At 64.0% G+C, this 18,769-nt stretch carries 14 protein-coding genes; 10 read left to right on the top strand and 4 right to left on the bottom strand.

From position 1 onward, the window contains the following. Nucleotides 1–209 precede the first annotated feature (209 nt). The 9 genes from betI to yccS all read left to right on the top strand — a co-directional run bounded on the left by betI (nt 210) and on the right by yccS (nt 14,016). On the top strand, nt 210–803 hold the full coding sequence (betI, locus tag J4P02_RS05015; RefSeq protein ID WP_011063941.1) for a transcriptional regulator BetI: 594 nt from the start codon (nt 210–212) through the stop codon (nt 801–803). A gap of 106 nt (nt 804–909) precedes the next feature. Then, entirely contained in the window at nt 910–2,382 is a 1,473-nt protein-coding gene (gene betB / locus J4P02_RS05010) for a betaine-aldehyde dehydrogenase (protein ID WP_426188376.1), read from the top strand. A 196-nt stretch (nt 2,383–2,578) separates the two neighbouring features. Beyond that, complete coding sequence (gene betA / locus J4P02_RS05005; RefSeq protein ID WP_426188374.1) at nt 2,579–4,282, top strand: choline dehydrogenase; 1,704 nt, start codon at nt 2,579–2,581, stop codon at nt 4,280–4,282. 234 nt (nt 4,283–4,516) lie between these two features. Then, complete coding sequence (locus J4P02_RS05000) at nt 4,517–5,959, top strand: TldD/PmbA family protein (protein WP_426188372.1); 1,443 nt, start codon at nt 4,517–4,519, stop codon at nt 5,957–5,959. After that, a complete protein-coding gene (locus J4P02_RS04995) occupies nt 5,959–7,296 on the top strand; it encodes a TldD/PmbA family protein (protein WP_426188370.1) in 1,338 nt (445 codons plus the stop codon). Before J4P02_RS05000 ends, J4P02_RS04995 begins: the two co-directional genes overlap by 1 nt. A gap of 96 nt (nt 7,297–7,392) precedes the next feature. Next, complete coding sequence (gene mdtD / locus J4P02_RS04990; protein ID WP_426188368.1) at nt 7,393–8,823, top strand: multidrug transporter subunit MdtD; 1,431 nt, start codon at nt 7,393–7,395, stop codon at nt 8,821–8,823. 165 nt (nt 8,824–8,988) lie between these two features. Then, nucleotides 8,989–10,326, top strand: coding sequence for an ATP-dependent RNA helicase DbpA (dbpA, locus tag J4P02_RS04985; RefSeq protein WP_426188623.1), 1,338 nt, complete (start codon nt 8,989–8,991; stop codon nt 10,324–10,326). A gap of 125 nt (nt 10,327–10,451) precedes the next feature. Continuing rightward, the gene (locus J4P02_RS04980; RefSeq protein ID WP_426188366.1) at nt 10,452–11,630 is read left to right on the top strand and encodes an NAD(P)/FAD-dependent oxidoreductase; all 1,179 of its coding nucleotides are present in this window, start codon (nt 10,452–10,454) and stop codon (nt 11,628–11,630) included. Nucleotides 11,631–11,841: 211 nt separating this feature from the next. After that, a complete protein-coding gene (yccS, locus tag J4P02_RS04975) occupies nt 11,842–14,016 on the top strand; it encodes a YccS family putative transporter (RefSeq protein ID WP_426188364.1) in 2,175 nt (724 codons plus the stop codon). Between the two features lie 78 nt (nt 14,017–14,094). On the opposite strand, the gene J4P02_RS04970 is transcribed toward yccS, so the two are convergent. Further along, nucleotides 14,095–14,832 carry a substrate-binding periplasmic protein gene (locus tag J4P02_RS04970; RefSeq protein WP_426188362.1) on the bottom strand — a complete coding sequence of 246 codons (738 nt, stop codon included), beginning with the start codon at nt 14,830–14,832 and terminating at the stop codon, nt 14,095–14,097. 277 nt (nt 14,833–15,109) lie between these two features. Between J4P02_RS04970 and J4P02_RS04965 the strand changes: the two genes are divergently transcribed. Continuing rightward, nucleotides 15,110–15,562 carry a GNAT family N-acetyltransferase gene (locus tag J4P02_RS04965; protein WP_426188360.1) on the top strand — a complete coding sequence of 151 codons (453 nt, stop codon included), beginning with the start codon at nt 15,110–15,112 and terminating at the stop codon, nt 15,560–15,562. Here the strand turns inward: J4P02_RS04965 and J4P02_RS04960 are convergent, their stop codons facing one another. From J4P02_RS04960 to J4P02_RS04950, 3 genes are read right to left on the bottom strand one after another with little or no spacing between them, the layout of a single operon-like run. Then, nucleotides 15,563–15,859: a winged helix-turn-helix domain-containing protein gene (locus J4P02_RS04960; RefSeq protein ID WP_426188358.1), complete on the bottom strand. Its 297-nt coding sequence runs from the start codon at nt 15,857–15,859 to the stop codon at nt 15,563–15,565. It lies immediately after the preceding gene. A gap of 21 nt (nt 15,860–15,880) precedes the next feature. Next, on the bottom strand, nt 15,881–16,384 hold the full coding sequence (locus J4P02_RS04955) for a M48 family metallopeptidase (RefSeq protein ID WP_426188356.1): 504 nt from the start codon (nt 16,382–16,384) through the stop codon (nt 15,881–15,883). Nucleotides 16,385–16,426: 42 nt separating this feature from the next. Then, nucleotides 16,427–18,550, bottom strand: a complete 2,124-nt coding sequence (locus J4P02_RS04950) for a putative bifunctional diguanylate cyclase/phosphodiesterase (protein ID WP_426188354.1) — start codon at nt 18,548–18,550, stop codon at nt 16,427–16,429. Nucleotides 18,551–18,769 lie beyond the last annotated feature (219 nt).

Raw genomic sequence — 18,769 nt, 5'->3', positions numbered from 1 at the left:
TGCCGCTCCACGCCATGCCAGATGTAGGTTCTGGGCTATTTCGGAGGTCGTTTTCCCGCCGTCCACGAGTAGGAAAAGCTCCTAAGGCAGCGACGATTTGTCGCAGATATTATTCTTTGTTGATTGAACGTTCAATCAAAACAAAATAGACTGGCCCGCAAGTCGACAGGCGTCGTACGCCCGTCGACGGGCCTAAGGAGAGGTGTCAGATGCCCAAGGTCGGTATGCAACCCATACGCCGCCAGCAGTTGATCGAAGCCACGCTGCAAGCGGTCGATCAGGTCGGAATGGGGGACGCCAGCATTGCCCTGATTGCCCGTCTGGCCGGCGTTTCGAATGGCATCATCAGTCACTACTTTCGGGACAAGAACGGCCTGATCGCAGCGACGATGGGTTACATCATGAGCATGCTCAACGAAGGCGTAAGAGCACGCCGTCAGGCCCTGACGGACGACAGCCCGCGCGCTCACCTGAAAGTGATCATCGAGGGCAACTTCGATGCCAGCCAGGTGAACGGCCCGGCAATGAAAACCTGGTTGGCCTTCTGGGCTTCCAGCATGCACCAGCCCGATTTGCACAGGTTGCAGCGGATCAACGACCACCGTTTGTATTCCAACCTGTGTTGCCAGTTCCGCCGCGCCCTGCCGCTCTACCATGCGCGCAAGGCAGCCCGCGGCCTGGCGGCTTTGATCGACGGTTTGTGGTTGCGTGGTGCCTTGTCGGGTGATGCATTCGACACCGACCAGGCGATACGGATCGCTTACGAATACATGGATCTACAACTGGCTAAGCAGGAGCGCTAGAGCACAACTAAGACGCTCGGCCTCTGCACGCCACTGACCAGCGCGCCCAAACTCAAGGGCATGCCCGGTGGCCAAGCCCACAACTTAATGCACTTGCGAGGACACTATGGCCCGTTTCGAACTGCAAAAACTCTACATCGATGGCGGCTACACCGATGCCGGCAGCGATGCCACTTTCGATGCCATCAACCCGGCCAACGGTGAAGTCCTGGCGCAAGTGCAACGCGCCACCAAGGAAGACGTGGAACGCGCCGTGGTCAGCGCCGAAAAAGGCCAGAAGATCTGGGCCGCCATGACCGCCATGGAGCGTTCGCGCATCCTGCGTCGCGCCGTGGACATCCTGCGTGAGCGCAACGACGAGCTGGCCGCTCTGGAAACCCTGGACACCGGCAAGGCGTTCTCGGAAACCAAATACGTCGATATCGTCACTGGCGCCGACGTGCTGGAATACTACGCCGGCCTGGTGCCCGCCATCGAAGGCGAGCAGATCCCGCTGCGCGACACCTCCTTCGTCTACACCCGCCGCGAGCCCCTGGGCGTAGTTGCCGGTATCGGTGCCTGGAACTACCCGATCCAGATCGCCCTGTGGAAATCCGCACCGGCCCTGGCCGCCGGCAACGCGATGATCTTCAAGCCTAGCGAAGTGACCTCGCTGACCACCCTGAAACTGGCCGAGATCTACACCGAAGCCGGCGTACCGGCGGGCGTGTTCAACGTACTGACCGGCAGCGGCCGTGAAGTCGGCACCTGGCTGACCGAGCACCCGCGCATCGAGAAAGTCTCCTTCACCGGCGGCACCGACACCGGCAAGAAAGTCATGGCCAGCGCTTCCAGTTCCTCGCTGAAAGACGTAACCATGGAACTGGGTGGCAAGTCGCCGCTGATCATCTTCGACGACGCCGACCTGGATCGCGCCGCCGACACCGCGATGATGGCCAACTTCTACAGCTCCGGTCAGGTCTGCACCAACGGCACTCGGGTATTCGTACCGAGCCACCTGAAAGCCGCCTTCGAAGCCAAGATCGCCGAGCGCGTAGCGCGCATCCGCATCGGCAACCCGGAAGACGAAAACACCAACTTCGGCCCACTGGTGAGCTTCCAGCATATGGAAAGCGTGCTGGGCTACATCGCCAAGGGTAAGGAAGAAGGTGCCCGCGTACTGTGCGGCGGCGAGCGTCTGACCGACGGCGAATTCGCCAAGGGCGCCTTCGTGGCCCCGACCGTATTCACCGACTGCAGCGACGACATGACCATCGTCCGTGAAGAAATCTTCGGCCCAGTGATGGCGATCCTGACCTACGAAACCGAAGAAGAAGTGATCCGTCGCGCCAACGACACCGACTTCGGCCTGGCCGCCGGCCTGGTCACCCGCGACCTGAACCGCGCCCACCGCGTGATTCATCAGCTCGAAGCCGGTATCTGCTGGATCAACGCCTGGGGCGAATCCGACGCCAAGATGCCAGTGGGCGGCTACAAGCAGTCGGGCGTGGGCCGCGAGAACGGCATCAGCTCGCTGAACAACTTCACCCGCATCAAGTCGGTGCAAGTCGAGCTGGGCGACTACAACTCGGTGTTCTAAGCCGCGATCGAGCCTGGCATGGCCCCTGTGGCGAGGGAGCTTGCTCCCGTCGGGCTGCGAAGCAGCCCCATTCCAGGCACCGCCGTTCTTTCAGACAGAACTCCAGCGCTGACTTTGCGACTGCCATGCAGTCGAACGGGAGCAAGCTCCCTCTCCACAAAAGCAGCCTGAACCAACTTTTACGAGGGTGCATTTAATGGCCAAAGAATACGACTACATCATCGTTGGTGCCGGCTCTGCCGGTAACACCCTGGCGACCCGTCTGACCGAAGACGAAGGCGTCACCGTCCTGCTGCTGGAAGCCGGCGGCCCGGACTACCGTTTCGACTTCCGCACCCAGATGCCGGCGGCACTGGCGTTCCCCCTGCAAGGCCGGCGCTACAACTGGGCCTACGAGACCGATCCGGAACCCTACATGGACGGTCGGCGCATGGAGTGCGGTCGCGGCAAGGGCCTGGGCGGCTCATCGCTGATCAACGGCATGTGCTACATCCGCGGCAACGCCATGGACTACGACGGCTGGGCCAAGCTGCCAGGCCTGGAAGACTGGAGCTACCTGGACTGCCTGCCGTATTTCCGCAAGGCGGAAACCCGCGACATCGGCCCTAACGACTACCACGGTGGCGAAGGCCCGGTCAGCGTGACCACGCCCAAGGCCGGCAACAACCCGCTGTTCCACGCCATGGTCGAGGCCGGCGTGCAGGCCGGTTACCCGCGCACCGAAGACTTGAACGGCTACCAGCAGGAAGGTTTCGGTCCAATGGACCGTACCGTGACCCCAAAAGGCCGCCGCTCCAGCACCGCCCGCGGCTACCTGGACACCGCCAAAAAGCGTTCGACCCTGACCATCGTCACCCACGCCCTGACCGATAAAGTGCTGTTCGACGGCAAGCGCGCGGTTGGCGTGCGCTACCTGCAAGGCAGCACCGAAGAGCGCGTGGAAGCCCGTGCGCGCAAGGAAGTCATCGTCTGCTCCGGCGCCATCGCTTCGCCGCAACTGCTGCAACGCTCCGGCGTCGGCCCGCGCGCCCTGCTGGAAAGCCTGGATATTCCAGTGGTCCACGACCTGCCGGGCGTTGGCGAGAACCTCCAGGACCACCTGGAGCTGTACCTGCAATACGCCTGCACCCAGCCCGTTTCGCTGTACCCCTCGCTGCTGTGGTGGAACCAGCCGGCCATCGGTGCCCAGTGGCTGTTCAACGGCACCGGCATCGGCGCCAGCAACCAGTTCGAGGCCGGCGGCTTTATCCGTACCCGCGAAGAGTTCGAATGGCCGAACATCCAGTACCACTTCCTGCCGGTGGCGATTAACTACAACGGCAGCAACGGCGTACAGGAACACGGTTTCCAGGCCCATATGGGTTCGATGCGTTCGCCAAGCCGCGGTCGCGTGCAGCTCAAGTCCAAGGACCCGCGCCAGCACCCGAGCATCCTCTTCAACTACATGGCCACCGAGCAGGACTGGCAGGAATTCCGCGACGGCATCCGTCTGACCCGGGAAATCATGCAGCAGCCGGCCCTGGACGCCTACCGCGGTCGCGAGATCAGCCCGGGCATCGAAGTGCAGACCGATGCCGAGCTGGACAAATTCATCCGCGAGCACGCCGAAACCGCGTTCCACCCTTCCTGCTCGTGCAAGATGGGCACCGACGACATGGCGGTAGTGGACCATCAGGGTCGCGTGCACGGCATGCAGGGCCTGCGTGTGGTGGATGCCTCGATCATGCCGATCATCACCACCGGCAACCTCAACGCGCCGACCATCATGATGGCCGAGAAAATCGCCGACAAGATCCGTGGTCGCCAGCCGCTGCCACGCAGCAAGGCCGCCTACTACGTGGCGGGCGATGCCCCGGTACGTGGCAAGCCGCTGCGCGATGTAGCTGCAACCGCGCAGTAAGCATCGATGGCGCCGACCGCAAGGGTCGGCGCCATTTCTTTCCCTCCCGCCTTTTTCCTCCTCGCCCATTGCCTGGACTGCATCCTTGATCGCAGCCTTGGGCAGCAGCTACAGTTTCCCAACTGCCTATCCCCTTCACGCCCATCAATACCTATAGCTGTAGGAGCCGCCGGGCGCCGTTGCGCTTGCCGGCGCAAGGCCCGTCCGTTATCGCGCCTCACAAGGAGGTCATCCATGTTCGACTTTCACCCCCAGCTCAAGCAGCGCTTCGCTGCCTTGCGCACGGGCGCCGAATTCTTTTCCCTGCGTTATGTCCGCGAGTCGAACCAGTACCTGTCGGTGCGCAAGAACGTGGCCGAACCGCCGAGCCTGGGCCGTGACGAAGGCGCGATGCTGACGGTGCGGGTGCGCGGCGTGGAGGCCTATGCGGCCACCAACGACCTGTCGCAAAGCGGCCTGCAGGCAGCCCTGGAACGGGCCGAGCAACAGGCCCGGGTGATCGCCGCCCACGCCCTGCTGGATCTGCGCGAGCAGCCGGTGTCCAGCCATCGCGGGGATTACCTCTCGCCCAACCTCGAACAAGCCTTCCCGTCCCTGAGCGATTGCTACCAGCTGCTGGGCGACGAGTCGGCCTCGGTGCCCAAGGACGAACGCCTGGTGAACTGGCAAGTGGGCATCGGCGTGACCCAGGTCGAGCAGATCTACCTCAACAGCGCCGGCGCCGAGCTGCGCCAGGCCCAGCGCTTCGTCTACCCGGGCCTGGACGTCACCGCCTACGACGGCAGCGACAGCCAGACCCGCAGCCTGGGCCGGGAAAACTTCGGCCAGCAGGGCGCCGGCGATGTGATCAGCCGCTGCGGCCTGCTTGGTGCCGCGCCGCGGGTGGCCGAACAGGCCCTGCAACTGCTGCTGGCGCCCAACACCCCACAAGGCCCCCGCGACCTGCTGCTGATGCCGGACCAGATGATGCTGCAGATCCACGAGTCCATCGGCCATCCGCTGGAGCTGGACCGCATCCTCGGCGACGAGCGCAACTACGCCGGCACCAGCTTCGTCAAACAGAGCGATTTCGGCCACCTGCAATACGGCTCGCCGCTGCTCAACGTGACCTTCGATCCGGAAATCCCCGAGGAGCTGGCCAGCTACGGCCATGACGACGACGGCACGGCCGCGCAGAAGCAGTTCCTGATTCGCCAGGGCCTGCTGGTGCGGCCGCTGGGTGGCGCCCTGTCGCAATACCGCAGTGGCCTGGACGGCGTGGCCAACAGCCGCGCCTGTGGCTGGAACCGCGCGCCCATCGATCGCATGGCCAACCTCAATATCGAGCCCGGCGAGCAGTCCCTCAAGCAACTGATCGGCCAGATCGAGCACGGCATCCTGATGTCCACCAACCGTTCCTGGTCCATCGACGATGCGCGCAACAAGTTCCAGTTCGGCTGCGAATGGGGCCAGCTGATCGAAAACGGCGAACTCCAGGGCGTGGTCAAGAACCCCAACTACCGGGGCATTTCCGCGCATTTCTGGCGCAACCTCAGTGCGGTGGGCGACCGCAGCACCTTCCAGGTGCTGGGCACGCCAAACTGCGGCAAGGGTGAGCCTAACCAGGTGATCCGCGTCGGCCATGCTTCGCCGGCCTGCGTATTCAGCAAGATTGACGTATTCGGAGGAGACGCCTGATGACCAGGACGATGAATCAGGCCGAGCAATTCAAGGCCTTGGTGCAGTGGCTCAAGGATGCCCTCAAGGAGTCGGAGCAGTTCACCCTGAGCTACGCCGCCGAGTCCTCGGTGTTTATCCGCTTCAACCATGCCAAGGTGCGCCAGGCCGGCCAGGTGCAGCAGGCCAGCGTGCGCTTCAAGCTGATCGACGAGGGGCGCCACGCCGACCTCGACATCACCCTGAGCAACGACCCCGAAGTGGACCGCCAGCGCCTGGCCGAAGGCCTGCAACAGCTGCGCGAAACCTTGCCGCTGCTGCCGGCGGACCCTTACCTGATGCTCAACCACACCCACTGGCAATCGCAGAATGTGCAGGAGCACCCGCTGCCCGGTAGCGAGCAGGTGGTCGAGGAAATCGCCGGCGCCGGCGCCGGCCTGGACCTGGTGGGCATCTATGCCGCCGGCCCCATCAGCCGTGGCTTCGCCAGTTCCAGCGGAGCCTTCGGCTGGCACCAGGCCAATAGCTTCAACTTCGATTTCAGCCTGTTCCACGCCAATGGCCAGGCGGTAAAAGCCAGCTACGCCGGGCATGCCTGGGACAGCGCGGCCTTTGCCCAGCGCTTCGACCAGGCCCGCCAGCAGCTGGAGTTCCTCGGCCGACCGCTGCGCACCCTGGCCCCGGGCGAGTACCGCGCCTACCTGGCGCCGGCGGCCCTGGAGGAAATCATGGGCATGCTGGCCTGGGGCGGTTTTTCTGCCCAGTCGATTGCCAGCAAGCACAGCCCGCTGCAAAAGCTTTATGCCGGCGATGCCGCCCTGAGCCCGCGGGTGTCCCTCGATGAGCAGGTCAGCGGTTCCCTGAGCCCGGCCTTTTCCGATGAGGGCTACCCGCGCAGCGACCTGTCGCTGATTGCCCAGGGCGCTGCCCAAGCCCAGCTGATCAACTCCCGCAGCGCCGCCGAATACGGCCTGACAGCCAACGGTGCCGGCAGCGGCGAGTACCCCAGCGCGCTGAACATGGCCGCCGGCCAACTGCCGCAGCAGGAGATTCTCCAGCAACTGGGCACCGGCCTGTACATCAGCAACCTGTGGTACCTGAACTACTCGGACCTGCCGGCGGCGCGCCTGACCGGCATGACCCGCTTCGCCACCTTCTGGGTGGAGAACGGCGAGATCCAGGCCCCGGTGAGCACCATGCGTTTCGACGACAGCGTCTTCAGCCTGCTGGGCTCCCAGCTGGAGGCCCTGACCGAACAACGCGAGCTGCTGCTGTCGGCCAGCACCTACGGCCAGCGCCAGACCGCCTCGATGCACCTGCCCGGGGCACTGGTCAAACGCTTGACCCTGACTCTGTAAGCGACAAGCCGCAAGCTGTAAGCGGCAAGCTTGAAGCTTATGCTTTGAAGCTTGAGGCTTGCGGCTTGAAGCTTGCCGCTACCCTTGAGAGGCCCCATGTCCGAACGCCCCGCTCTCGATGCCACCACCCTGCGCTGGCTGCCCTGGGTGGTGGCCATTGCCTTCTTCATGCAGTCCCTGGACGGCACCATCCTCAACACCGCGCTGCCGGCCATGGCCCGCGACCTGACCGAAGACCCGCTGCGCATGCAGGGGGTGATCATCGCCTACATGCTCACCGTGGCCTTGCTGATTCCGGCCTCGGGCTGGATCGCCGACCGCTTCGGCACACGCAAGATCTTCTTCGGCGCCATCTTGCTGTTCAGCATCGGCTCGCTGCTGTGCGCCTTGTCCAACTCCCTGGGGCTGCTGATCGGCGCCCGGGTGATCCAGGGCCTGGGCGGCGCGTTGATGCTGCCGGTGGGGCGACTGGTGGTGCTGCGCGCCTACCCGCGCTCGGAGCTGGTGCGGATCATGGGCTTCATCACCATTCCCGGGCTCTTGGGGCCGCTGATCGGCCCGACCATGGGCGGCTGGATGGTGCAGTACCTGACCTGGCACTGGATCTTCCTGATCAACCTGCCGGTGGGGGCCCTGGGCTGCTATGCGGTGTGGCGCTTCATTCCCGACCTGCGGGGCAGCGAGCGCACCCGTTTCGACGGCCTGGGCTTCCTGCTGTTTGGCGCGGCCATGGTGCTGATCACCATCGCCATGGAGGGCCTGGGAGAACTGCACCTGCCGCACCTGCGGGTGATGTTGCTGCTGTTCGGCGGCCTGGCTTGCCTGGCGGCCTATTGGCTACGGGCCGGGCATATCGACAAGCCGCTGTTCGCCCCTTCGCTGTTTAAGGTGCGGACCTTCGCCGTGGGCATCCTCGGCAATCTGTTCGCCCGCCTGGGCAGCGGCGCCCTGCCGTTCCTGGTGCCGCTGCTGTTGCAAGTGGCCCTGGGCTATTCACCGTCCCAGGCCGGGATGAGCATGCTGCCCCTGGCGGCGGCGGCGATGCTGGCCAAGTCCATCGCCCGGCCGCTGATCGAACGCCTGGGCTACCGCATCGTGCTGACCGGCAACACCCTGGCCCTGGGCATGATGCTGGCAAGCATGGGGCTGGTCAGCGAGCAGACCCCCTACCCGCTGCTGCTGGGCATGCTGGCGGTGTTGGGGGCGATCAACTCGCTGCAGTTCACCGCGATGAACACCGTGACCCTGATCGACCTCGACGATGCCGCTGCCAGCAGCGGCAACAGCCTGCTGTCGGTGGTGGCGCAATTGTCCCTGAGCCTCGGCGTGGCCTGTGCCGGCGCCCTGCTGGGGGGCTTTACCGCGGAGGTGGGGAATGACGGGGTGGACACGGTGCTGGGCGCTTTCCAGCTGACCTTCCTGACCGTGGGCATCATGGCGATGCTGGCGGCGGCGATCTTCCTGCAGCTGTCCCCCAGCGATGGCCGGCGGGCGCGCAAGGTCGAGGAACAACACATAGAGCACTGACCTGCCACACACCCTGTAGGAGCCGGCGGTCGTGCGTTGTGTTGCTCGTCCAGAATTTGCAGCTTGTGGGAGCGAGGCTGGTACACTGCGCGACATTTTGTTTTGCAGGCCCGTCCCGTGACCACCATCGCCACCGCTTTCAACACCTTGCCCCTGTCTCCCGCCATGCTGGCCAACCTCGACTCTCTCGGGTATGCCCAGATGACGCCGATCCAGGCCCAAGGCTTGCCGGTGATCCTCAAGGGCCTGGACCTGATCGCCCAGGCCAAGACCGGCAGCGGCAAGACCGCGGCCTTCGGCATCGGCCTGCTGAACCCGATCAACCCACACTACTTCGGCTGCCAGGCGCTGGTGCTGTGCCCAACCCGCGAGCTGGCCGACCAGGTGGCCAAGGAAATCCGCCGCCTGGCCCGCGCCGAAGACAATATCAAGGTGCTGACCCTGTGCGGCGGTGTATCCCTCGGCCCGCAGATCGCCTCCCTGGAACACGGCGCGCACATCATCGTCGGCACCCCCGGGCGTATCGCCCAGCACCTGCGCAAGGGCACGCTGAAACTCGACGGCCTCAACACCCTGGTGCTCGACGAAGCCGACCGCATGCTCGACATGGGCTTCTACGACCCGATCGAGGAAATCATCGCCTACACCCCGGAACGCCGGCAGACCCTGCTGTTCTCCGCCACCTACCCGGTGGGCATCAAGCAGCTGGCGTCGAAGTTCATGCGCGACCCGCAGCAGGTGAAGGCCGAAGCCCTGCACGCCGACAGCCAGATCGAGCAGCGTTTCTACGAGATTTCCCCGGAAGAGCGCATGGACGCCGTGGTCAAGGTGCTCAACCACTTCCGCCCGCAATCTTGCGTGGCGTTCTGCTTCACCAAGCAGCAGGTGCAGGAAACCGTCGACCACCTGACCGCCAAGGGCATGTCCGCGGTGGGCCTGCACGGTGACCTGGAACAGCGCGACCGCGACCAGGTCCTGGCGATGTTCGCCAACCGCAGCACCTCGGTACTGGTGGCCACCGATGTCGCCGCCCGCGGCCTGGATATCGACGCCCTGGACATGGTGATCAACGTCGAACTGGCACGGGACTCGGAAATCCATATCCACCGGGTTGGCCGTACCGGTCGCGCCGGCGAGAAAGGCGTTGCCATCAGCCTGGTGTCGCCGTCCGAAGCCCATCGCGCCCAGGCCATCGAACAGTTGCAGAAAGCCCCGCTGAACTGGGAACAGATCGACAGCCTGAAGAGCCAGGGCGGCGGGCCACTGCTGCCGGCCATGAGCACCCTGTGCATTGCCGCCGGGCGCAAGGACAAGGTGCGCCCGGGGGACATCCTCGGCGCCCTGACCGGTGAAGCCGGCATCCCCGGCACCCAGGTGGGCAAGATCGCGATCTTCGACTTCCAGGCCTACGTAGCGGTGGAGCGCGGCATCGCCAAGCAAGCCCTGCAGCGCCTCAACAGCGGCAAGATCAAGGGCCGTTCGCTGCGCGTACGCATCTTGTAACGCCACCACCCCCGTAGGAGCGAGCTTGCTCGCAATAGCGTCCGAACAGCCAACATCGAGGTTGAACCCGGCACCGTCATCGCGAGCAAGCTCGCTCCTACAAAGATTTGTGTGAGGACAATGTTTTGCGTTCTACCGAAGTCGTGATCATCGGCGCCGGCGCCGCCGGCCTGATGTGTGCCCTGAGCGCTGCCGGGCGTGGCCGCCAAGTGCTGCTGCTGGACCACGCCAACAAGGCCGGGAAGAAGATCCTGATGTCCGGTGGCGGGCGCTGCAACTTCACCAATATGTACACCGAGCCGGCCAACTTCCTGTCGCAGAACCCTCATTTCTGCAAGTCGGCCCTGGCCCGCTACACCCAATGGGACTTCATTGGCCTGGTGGCCAAGCACGGTGTGCCGTACCACGAGAAGAAGCTCGGCCAGCTGTTTTGCGACAACAAGTCCAGCGACATCCTCGGCATGCTCCTCGACGAGTGCGACCAGGTTGGCGTGGAGCTGCGCCTGGACACCTCGATCCAGCAGATCGAGAAGCTGGAAGCCGGCTACCTGCTGCAAACCACCCTCGGCGCGGTGCAGTGCCAGTCCCTGGTGATCGCCACCGGCGGCCTGTCAATCCCGACCCTGGGCGCCACCGGCTTCGGCTATCAGGTGGCCAAGCAGTTCGGCCACGAGTTGCTGCCAACCCGCGCCGGCCTGGTGCCGTTCACCATCACCGACCAGCTCAAGGAGCTGTGCGGCGAGCTTTCGGGCACTTCGGTGGATTGCCTGGTGAGCTGCAATGAGCAGAGCTTTCGCGAGAACATCCTGTTCACCCACCGTGGCCTCAGCGGCCCGGCGATCCTGCAGATTTCCTCCTACTGGCAGCCCGGCGACAGCGTCGAGATCAACCTGCTGCCAGACCACGACGCCCTGGGCTGGCTGCAACAGCAGCAGGCCGAACGCCCCAACAGCGAACTCAAGACCCTGCTGGGGGAGATCTTCACCAAGAAAATGGCCGGCCTGCTGGCCGATCACTGGTTCGTCTCCAAACCGATGAAGCAGTACACCCCGGCGGAACTGGCGGACGTGGCCGGCAAGCTCGGCAGCTGGCAACTGGTGCCGGCGGGCACCGAGGGCTACCGCACCGCCGAGGTGACCCTGGGCGGCGTCGATACCCGCGAGGTGTCGTCCAAGACCATGGAATCGCTGAAAAGCCCGGGGCTGTATTTCATCGGCGAAGTGCTGGATGTCACCGGCCACCTGGGCGGTTTCAACTTCCAGTGGGCCTGGGCCTCGGGCTACGCGGCGGCGCAGTACGTCTGACTCCGAGCGCGCGTCTGCCCCCATTTTGGAAACTGCTGGCGATGGCGGGTTTTTCGCGAGCAAGCTCGCTCCTACAGCGTGTGGGGTAAGGCTGAGGGCTGGCTTTGGGCATTCACGGAACAGAATTTGCTGGCAGATGTGACGGCGGCATTGCGCCGTCGTCAATACTGGCTCAATTTAGCTGCATCGCCCGGAAGGCCCGCCCCAGTCCATGTCCTCGACCTCTTTTCGTCATTCCCTGCGCCGTCTCTGGGCGCTGGATAAGTTCAGCTACAGCGTGCGGGTGTTTATCGCCCTGACCGGCAGCATGGCGCTGTGCTGGTACCAGGATGAGATGGGCCTGCTGATTCCGCTGTTCCTCGGCATCATCGCCAGCGCCCTGGCCGAGACCGACGACAGCTGGCAGGGCCGGCTCAATGCCCTGGCCGTGACCCTGGTGTGCTTCAGCATCGCCGCGCTGTCGGTGGAGTTGCTGTTCCCCTACCCCTGGATCTTCGCCATTGCCCTGGCCCTGGCCAGCTTTGGCCTGACCATGCTCGGGGCCCTGGGCGAACGTTATGGCGCAATTGCCTCGGCCACCCTGATTCTCTCGGTCTACACCATGATCGGCGTCGACCAGCGCGGCGGCGCGGTGATCGATTTCTGGCACGAACCACTGCTGCTGGTGGCCGGTGCCGCCTGGTATGGCGTGCTTTCGGTGCTGTGGCAGGCGCTGTTCTCCAACCAGCCGGTGCAGCAGAGCCTGGCCCGGCTGTTTCGCGAACTGGGCTTCTATCTCAAGCTCAAGGCCTCGCTGTTCGAGCCCATTCGCCAACTCGATGTGGAAGCCCGGCGCCTGGAGCTGGCGCAGCAGAACGGCAAGGTGGTGGCGGCGCTGAATGCCGCCAAGGAGATCATCTTGCACCGGGTCGGCAATGGTCGTCCGGGGTCCAAGGTCAGCCGCTACCTGAAGCTGTACTTCCTCGCCCAAGACATTCACGAGCGGGCCAGCTCCTCGCATTACCCCTATAACGCCCTGGCCGATGCCTTCTTCCACAGCGACGTGCTGTTCCGCTGCCAGCGCCTGTTGCGCCAGCAGGGCAAGGCCTGCCGGGCCCTGGCGGAATCCATCCAGCTGCGCCAGCCGTTCGTCTACGACGCGACGTTCGCCGAAGCCCTGGCAGACCTGCACGCCTCCCTGGAGCATCTGCGCATCCAGAGCAACCCGGCCTGGCGCGGCCTGCTGCGTTCGCTGCGCGCCCTGGCGGCCAACCTCGGCACCCTCGACCGCCTGCTTAGCGACGCCAGCAACCCCGATGCCCTGGCCGATGCCAGCGACAGCAGCCTGCTGGATCGTTCGCCACGCAACCTCAAGGATGTCTGGACCCGCCTGCGCACCCAGCTGACGCCGACCTCGCTGCTGTTCCGCCATGCCCTGCGCCTGCCCCTGGCGCTGAGCATCGGCTACGGCATGGTGCATCTGATCCACCCGTCCCAGGGCTACTGGATCATCCTCACCACCCTGTTCGTCTGCCAACCCAACTACGGTGCCACACGGCGCAAGCTGGGGCAGCGGATCGTCGGCACCGCCATCGGCCTGACCATTGCCTGGGCCTTGTTCGACCTGTTCCCAAGCCCGCTGGTGCAGTCCTTGTTCGCGATTGCCGCCGGGGTGGTGTTCTTCACCAACCGCACCACCCGCTACACCCTGGCCACGGCCGCCATCACCCTGATGGTGCTGTTCTGCTTCAACCAGGTGGGGGACGGCTACGGGCTGTTCCTGCCGCGGCTGTTCGATACCCTGCTGGGCAGCCTGATCGCCGGCCTGGCGGTGTTTCTGTTCCTGCCGGACTGGCAGGGCCGACGCCTGAACCAGGTGCTGGCCAACACCCTGAGCTGCAACAGCATCTACCTGCGGCAGATCATGCAGCAGTACGCGGCCGGCAAGAGCGACGACCTGGCCTATCGCCTGGCCCGGCGCAACGCCCACAACGCCGACGCGGCGCTGTCCACCACCCTGGCCAATATGCTGATGGAACCGGGGCATTTTCGTAAGGAAGCGGACGTGGGTTTCCGCTTCCTGGTGCTGTCCCACACCTTGCTCAGCTACCTCTCGGGCCTGGGCGCGCACCGTGGTACCGAGCTGCCGGACGAGGTTCGCGAGCACTTGATCAGCGGCGCCGGTTCGAGCCTGGCGGCGAGCATCGACGAGATTGCCCAGGGCCTGCTCAAGCGCACCCCGATCGCCATCCACAGCGATGCCGAGGAAGCCCTGGCCAACGAGCTGGAGCAGATGGCGGACGAGATCGACGAAGGTCAGCGCCTGGTGCAGACCCAGCTGGGGCTGATCTGTCGCCAGCTGGGCCCGTTGCGGACCCTGGCGGCGCACCTCATAAAGGCAGCCTAAAGGCAGTTGTAAGCTGCAAGCTGCAAGACGGACGGATTGGGCTTACCGCTTGCAGCTAGAAGCTTGCCGCTGCCCCTCTTACATTCCGTGTTGGCGCAGCAGTCGCTCGTAGCTGCCGTCGGCTTTCATGGCGGCGATTTCCTTGTCGAAGCGGGCCACGATCTGTGCATGCTCGGGGTTCTTCAGGCTCACCAGGATATGCAGGCTGTTCTCGCTCAGGGGCTTGGGCAGGAACTCCACGGCGTTGCGCACTCGCGGCGATTCACGGGCCAGGTAGTAGCGGGCCACGTATTCATCTTCCAGGGTCAGCTTGACCCGGTCCGCCGCCAGCATGCGCACGGCCATGGCGAAGTTATGCACCGGAACCTTGTGCAGGTCCGGGTCATTGTCGAATTCCGAGGAATAGGCGTAGCCGCGCACCACGGCGATCGGGTACTCGTGCAGCTGCTTGAGGTTGTTGTATTCCAGCGGGGCGTCCTTGCGCTTGAGAAAGCGCACCCGGTTGAGCATGTATTCCGAAGAGAATTGCCCAAGCTGGGTGCGCTCATCGTTGTACCAGGCATTGACCAGCACGTCGTAGCGCCCCTCGCCAATGCCCAGCAGGGCCCGGGCCCAGGGCACCTGCTCGAACTCGCTGGAATAGCCGGCACGGGCCAGGGCGGTGCTGACGATATCGGTGGCGACGCCGCCATTGACCAGGGTCGCGTCGGTAAAGGGGGGCCAGGCATCAGCGACCAGTCGCAGCTTCTCTGCAGAAGCGCCCTGGCCCAGCAACAGCAATACAATCAAAGCCAAAGCCCGATGCAATCGCAGCATGCTTGAAGATCCTTAGCGGGCCTAGTGCCCAGCGCATTCCAGCTCACACTCAAGGGCCCCCAGCTGCAGGCAGAGGAGTGGCCCAGGCCCTAACATTAGCTCATCGAAACCAATGCACAGGACTTGGAAACAGATTACACAAAGAAGACAAATGACAGTGAGCCGAGTAATGGCATTTTGACCTAACTCACAGAAACAAATTCCCCCTACCCGCCCACGAGACATCCCGTGGCGATGTGCTTACTATTTCGCGCAGCACTTTCCATAGGATATGAACATGACCGTTGAATGGGTCTGCAAGCATCACTCCGATCTGGGCAAGGAACAGCTCTACGCCATCCTCCAGCTACGTACCGAAGTTTTTGTGGTGGAGCAGAAATGCCCCTATCAGGAAGTCGACGGCCGCGATCTGGAAGGCGACACCTGTCACCTGATGGCCTGGGACGGCGATCACCTGGTGGCTTACCTGCGCCTGCTGGACCCGATTTCCCAGGGCGGCGACGTGGTCATCGGCCGCGTGGTGATCGCCGAACAGGCCCGGGGCCAGGGGCTCGGCCATGCCTTGATGGAACAGGCGCTGAAACAGGCGCAACGGCACTGGCCCGATACCCCGATCTACCTCTCGGCCCAGGCACACCTGCAAGGCTATTACGGGCGCTACGGTTTCAGCGTGGCCGGCGAGGCCTATCTGGAAGACGGCATCCCGCATATCGGCATGCGCCGGGCCTGATCAGGGGTAGCCCAGCACCGCCTTGATCTGCCGCAGATTGGGCTCGATCCAGCCCTTGTCGATGGCGCCCCAGCTGTGGATGCGGTAGTGCCCGGCATGGTTGCGGGCACCATCCTGCTGCTCGAATTCGCAGCGGATATCCAGGTCCGCCAGGGCGGCGATGGTGTCCTGGGCGGTGCGCCGGGGCATGCCGGTGACCTCGGTCAGGGCCGGCACGCTGCTGGCCAGGCCGCTGTCGATCAGGTACGCCACATACAGGCGGCGGTAGAAACTGCTCTTGGTCTTGCTCACATCCATCGCCCACTCCTTCACTAAGGCTCAGCCCGACGCCCCTTGCAGATCGCGCCAGGTCAGGTAGACCCGCAGGTCGAACTCCAGTTGGTGATAGCCCGGCAGCATGTGCTCGCAGAGCTTGTAGAACGCCTTGTTGTGGTCGGATTCCTTGAAGTGCGCCAGTTCGTGCACCACGATCATCCGCAGAAATTCCGGCGCTGCTTCCTTGAACAGCGAAGCGATGCGGATCTCCTTCTTGGCCTTGAGCTTGCCCCCCTGCACCCGTGACACCGTGGTGTGCAGGCCGAGGGCGCGGTGGGTCAGGTCCAGGCGGTTGTCGAACAGCACCTTGTCGATGGCCGGGGCGTTGCGCAGGTACTCCTGCTTGAGCTCCAGCGCATAGCTGTACAGCGCCTTGTCACTCTGCACCTGGTGCTTGTGCGGGTAACGCCGCTCCAGGTACTCGCCCAGGCGATCTTCGGCCATCAACTGGCGCACCTGCTCTTGCAGGGCGACGGGATAGGCCTGGAGGTATTTGAGTGCGGTCATGGACAGGCAAGGCAAAGGGCAAAGGTCGCCAGTGTAGCGAAATCAGGCTTGCAGCGCGCTCCAGTCGAACGGCTGGCCAAACTCGCTGGCGCTGCTGGCGGTCAGCGGCCGGGCCACCAGGAACCCCTGCACATACTCGCAACCGGCTTCACTGAGCCATTGGTACTGCTCCAGGGTTTCCACGCCTTCGGCGATCACCAGCAGGCCGAACTGCTTGCACAGGTCGATCACGCAGCGGGCGATGGCCGCATCCCGAGGTGAGGTGAGCAGGCGGGCGATCAGGTGCCGGTCGAGCTTGAGGGTGTCCAGTTGCAGGTCCCGCAGGTAGGCCAGGCAGCAACTGCCCGAGCCGAAGTCGTCCAGCGCCACCCGTACCCCCAGCTGGTGCAGTTGCTGCAGCTGCTTGCGGGTGTCGTCGAGGTTCTGGGTCAACGCCGCTTCGGTCACCTCGACCTCCATCTGCCGAGGCTGCAAGCCATGGCGCAGCAACACCTGGCGCAGCTCGCTGACCAGATTGGGCATGGCGAACTGGGTGGCGCTGAGGCTGACCCCAAGCACCAGCTCGGGGCTGAACACCTGCTCCCAATCCTTGCGCTGGGCAGCGCCCTGCTGGTAGATCCAGCTGCCCAGGCGATTGATCAGCCGCGCCTCCTCCAGCAAGGGCAGGAACAATCCCGGCGGTACATCGCCGACACTCGGGTGACGCCAGCGCAGCAGGGCCTCGAAACCCCGCAGGCGGCCGTCGGCGATGGACACCTGGGGCTGATAGACCAGGGTGAATTCCTTGCGCTCCACCGCGCTGCGCACGCTTTCCTCGAGCATCAGGCGCGAACGCGCGCGGCCGTTCATTTCGTGATCGTAGTAGCGGTACTGCTGGCGACCGGCGCGCTTGGCCTCGTACATGGCGATGTCCGCCGCCCGCAGCAGGCCGTCCAGGTTGGAGCCGCAATCGGGGTAGATGGCGATGCCGATACTGGCCCCCAGCACCACATCCAGGCCATCGATCTGCTGGGTGATGGACAGGCGCTCGATCAGCTTCTCGGCGATCTTCGCCGCCTGTTCGGGGAATTTCAGTTCCAGCAGCGCGGTGAATTCATCGCCACCCATGCGCCCGAGCACATCGAATGAATGCAGGCACTCCTTCAACTGCTCCGACACCCAGCGCAGCACCCGGTCGCCGGCATCGTGGCCCAGGGAATCGTTGACCCGCTTGAAGCCGTCCAGGTCCAGGTACATCAGCACCAGGGTCTTTCCCGAGCGATCGCTGCGCAGCAGGATGCCCTCCACCGTCTGGTAGAAGCCACGGCGGTTGAGCAGCCCGGTCAAGGGGTCGGTCACCGCCTGGTACTCCAGCTGCTGATGCAGATGACGCACTTCGGACATGTCCAGCAGGGTCACCACCATGGCCTTCTGATCGCTGGGCAGCGGCGCGCAGGACAGTGCCACGCTGATCTGCTGGCCAGGCACGGTGCGCAGCAAGGCATCATGCAGGCGATAGGTTTCGCCCCGGCGATAACAGGCGTACAGCTCGGACTCGCTCCAGTCAGGCAGGTGGGGTTTTTGCAGGTAATCGAGGAAGGGCGAGCCCTCCAGCTCCTTGACCTGGGCATTGAGCAGGCGCGAGACCGCAGGATTGGCAAACCGCACGTAGCCGTTCTCGTCCACCACCAGGATGCCTTCGGCGGCGTTGTCCAGCACCGAGGCATTGAAGGCCCGGGCCACTTCCAGATCGTGACTCAGGTGCTGCAGTGCCCGGCGGTTGCGCTGGTGCTCCAGCAGGGCCTGGACCTTGGGCTTGAGGATCTGCGGGTCGAAGGGCTTGAACAGGTAATCCACCGCACCGGTGGCATAGCCCTTGATCACGGCGTCCTGGGACTGTTCGTTGGCGGTGAGGAAGATGATCGGCGTCAGCCGGGTGCGCTGGCTGCCACGCATCAGGCGCGCGACTTCGAAACCATCCATGCCGGGCATTTGCACATCCAGCAGCACCAGGTCCACTTCATGCTCAAGCAACAACCCCAGCGCCTCGACACCCGAGGCGGCGGTCATTACCTGCCAATCCTGGCGCTGCAACAGTGCGCGCATGCTGAGAAGATTTTCAGGATAGTCATCAACGATAAGAAGAGTGGAGTGGCCTTCGCCCGGCTCCGGGTGCACGCATTCCATGCTGCTTCTCTTGTCTGTAACCAGACCGAATGGTGAATAAACCCGACAGAAACTGTGAATTCACAATAGACCCGGATCTGCAAAAGCAGTAGCTGTCATCACGCCATCACTCTGCCAATGGCCCCGACTCCCGACTAACGGTCACGGATTTGCCCCATAAAAGTCGGAAAAGATGGCATTTCGACATTTACTTGACGCCATTTATCCGCCGTACGGTTA

The sequence above is a fragment of the Pseudomonas sp. NFXW11 genome, assembly GCF_049887815.1.
Taxonomy (GTDB): domain Bacteria; phylum Pseudomonadota; class Gammaproteobacteria; order Pseudomonadales; family Pseudomonadaceae; genus Aquipseudomonas.
This window is presented reverse-complemented; position numbering and strand designations above follow the sequence as displayed.

Bases quoted from the DNA above. Each gene is read 5' to 3' on its own strand.
- J4P02_RS04965 (WP_426188360.1), top strand. From the start codon at position 15,110: ATGACCGTTGAATGGGTCTGCAAGCATCACTCCGATCTGGGCAAGGAA.
- J4P02_RS04955 (WP_426188356.1), bottom strand. From the start codon at position 16,384: ATGACCGCACTCAAATACCTCCAGGCCTATCCCGTCGCCCTGCAAGAG.
- betB (WP_426188376.1), top strand. From the start codon at position 910: ATGGCCCGTTTCGAACTGCAAAAACTCTACATCGATGGCGGCTACACC.
- yccS (WP_426188364.1), top strand. From the start codon at position 11,842: ATGTCCTCGACCTCTTTTCGTCATTCCCTGCGCCGTCTCTGGGCGCTG.
- dbpA (WP_426188623.1), top strand. From the start codon at position 8,989: ATGCTGGCCAACCTCGACTCTCTCGGGTATGCCCAGATGACGCCGATC.
- J4P02_RS04970 (WP_426188362.1), bottom strand. From the start codon at position 14,832: ATGCTGCGATTGCATCGGGCTTTGGCTTTGATTGTATTGCTGTTGCTG.
- J4P02_RS04950 (WP_426188354.1), bottom strand. From the start codon at position 18,550: ATGGAATGCGTGCACCCGGAGCCGGGCGAAGGCCACTCCACTCTTCTT.
- betA (WP_426188374.1), top strand. From the start codon at position 2,579: ATGGCCAAAGAATACGACTACATCATCGTTGGTGCCGGCTCTGCCGGT.
- betI (WP_011063941.1), top strand. From the start codon at position 210: ATGCCCAAGGTCGGTATGCAACCCATACGCCGCCAGCAGTTGATCGAA.
- J4P02_RS04995 (WP_426188370.1), top strand. From the start codon at position 5,959: ATGACCAGGACGATGAATCAGGCCGAGCAATTCAAGGCCTTGGTGCAG.
- mdtD (WP_426188368.1), top strand. From the start codon at position 7,393: ATGTCCGAACGCCCCGCTCTCGATGCCACCACCCTGCGCTGGCTGCCC.
- J4P02_RS05000 (WP_426188372.1), top strand. From the start codon at position 4,517: ATGTTCGACTTTCACCCCCAGCTCAAGCAGCGCTTCGCTGCCTTGCGC.
- J4P02_RS04960 (WP_426188358.1), bottom strand. From the start codon at position 15,859: ATGGATGTGAGCAAGACCAAGAGCAGTTTCTACCGCCGCCTGTATGTG.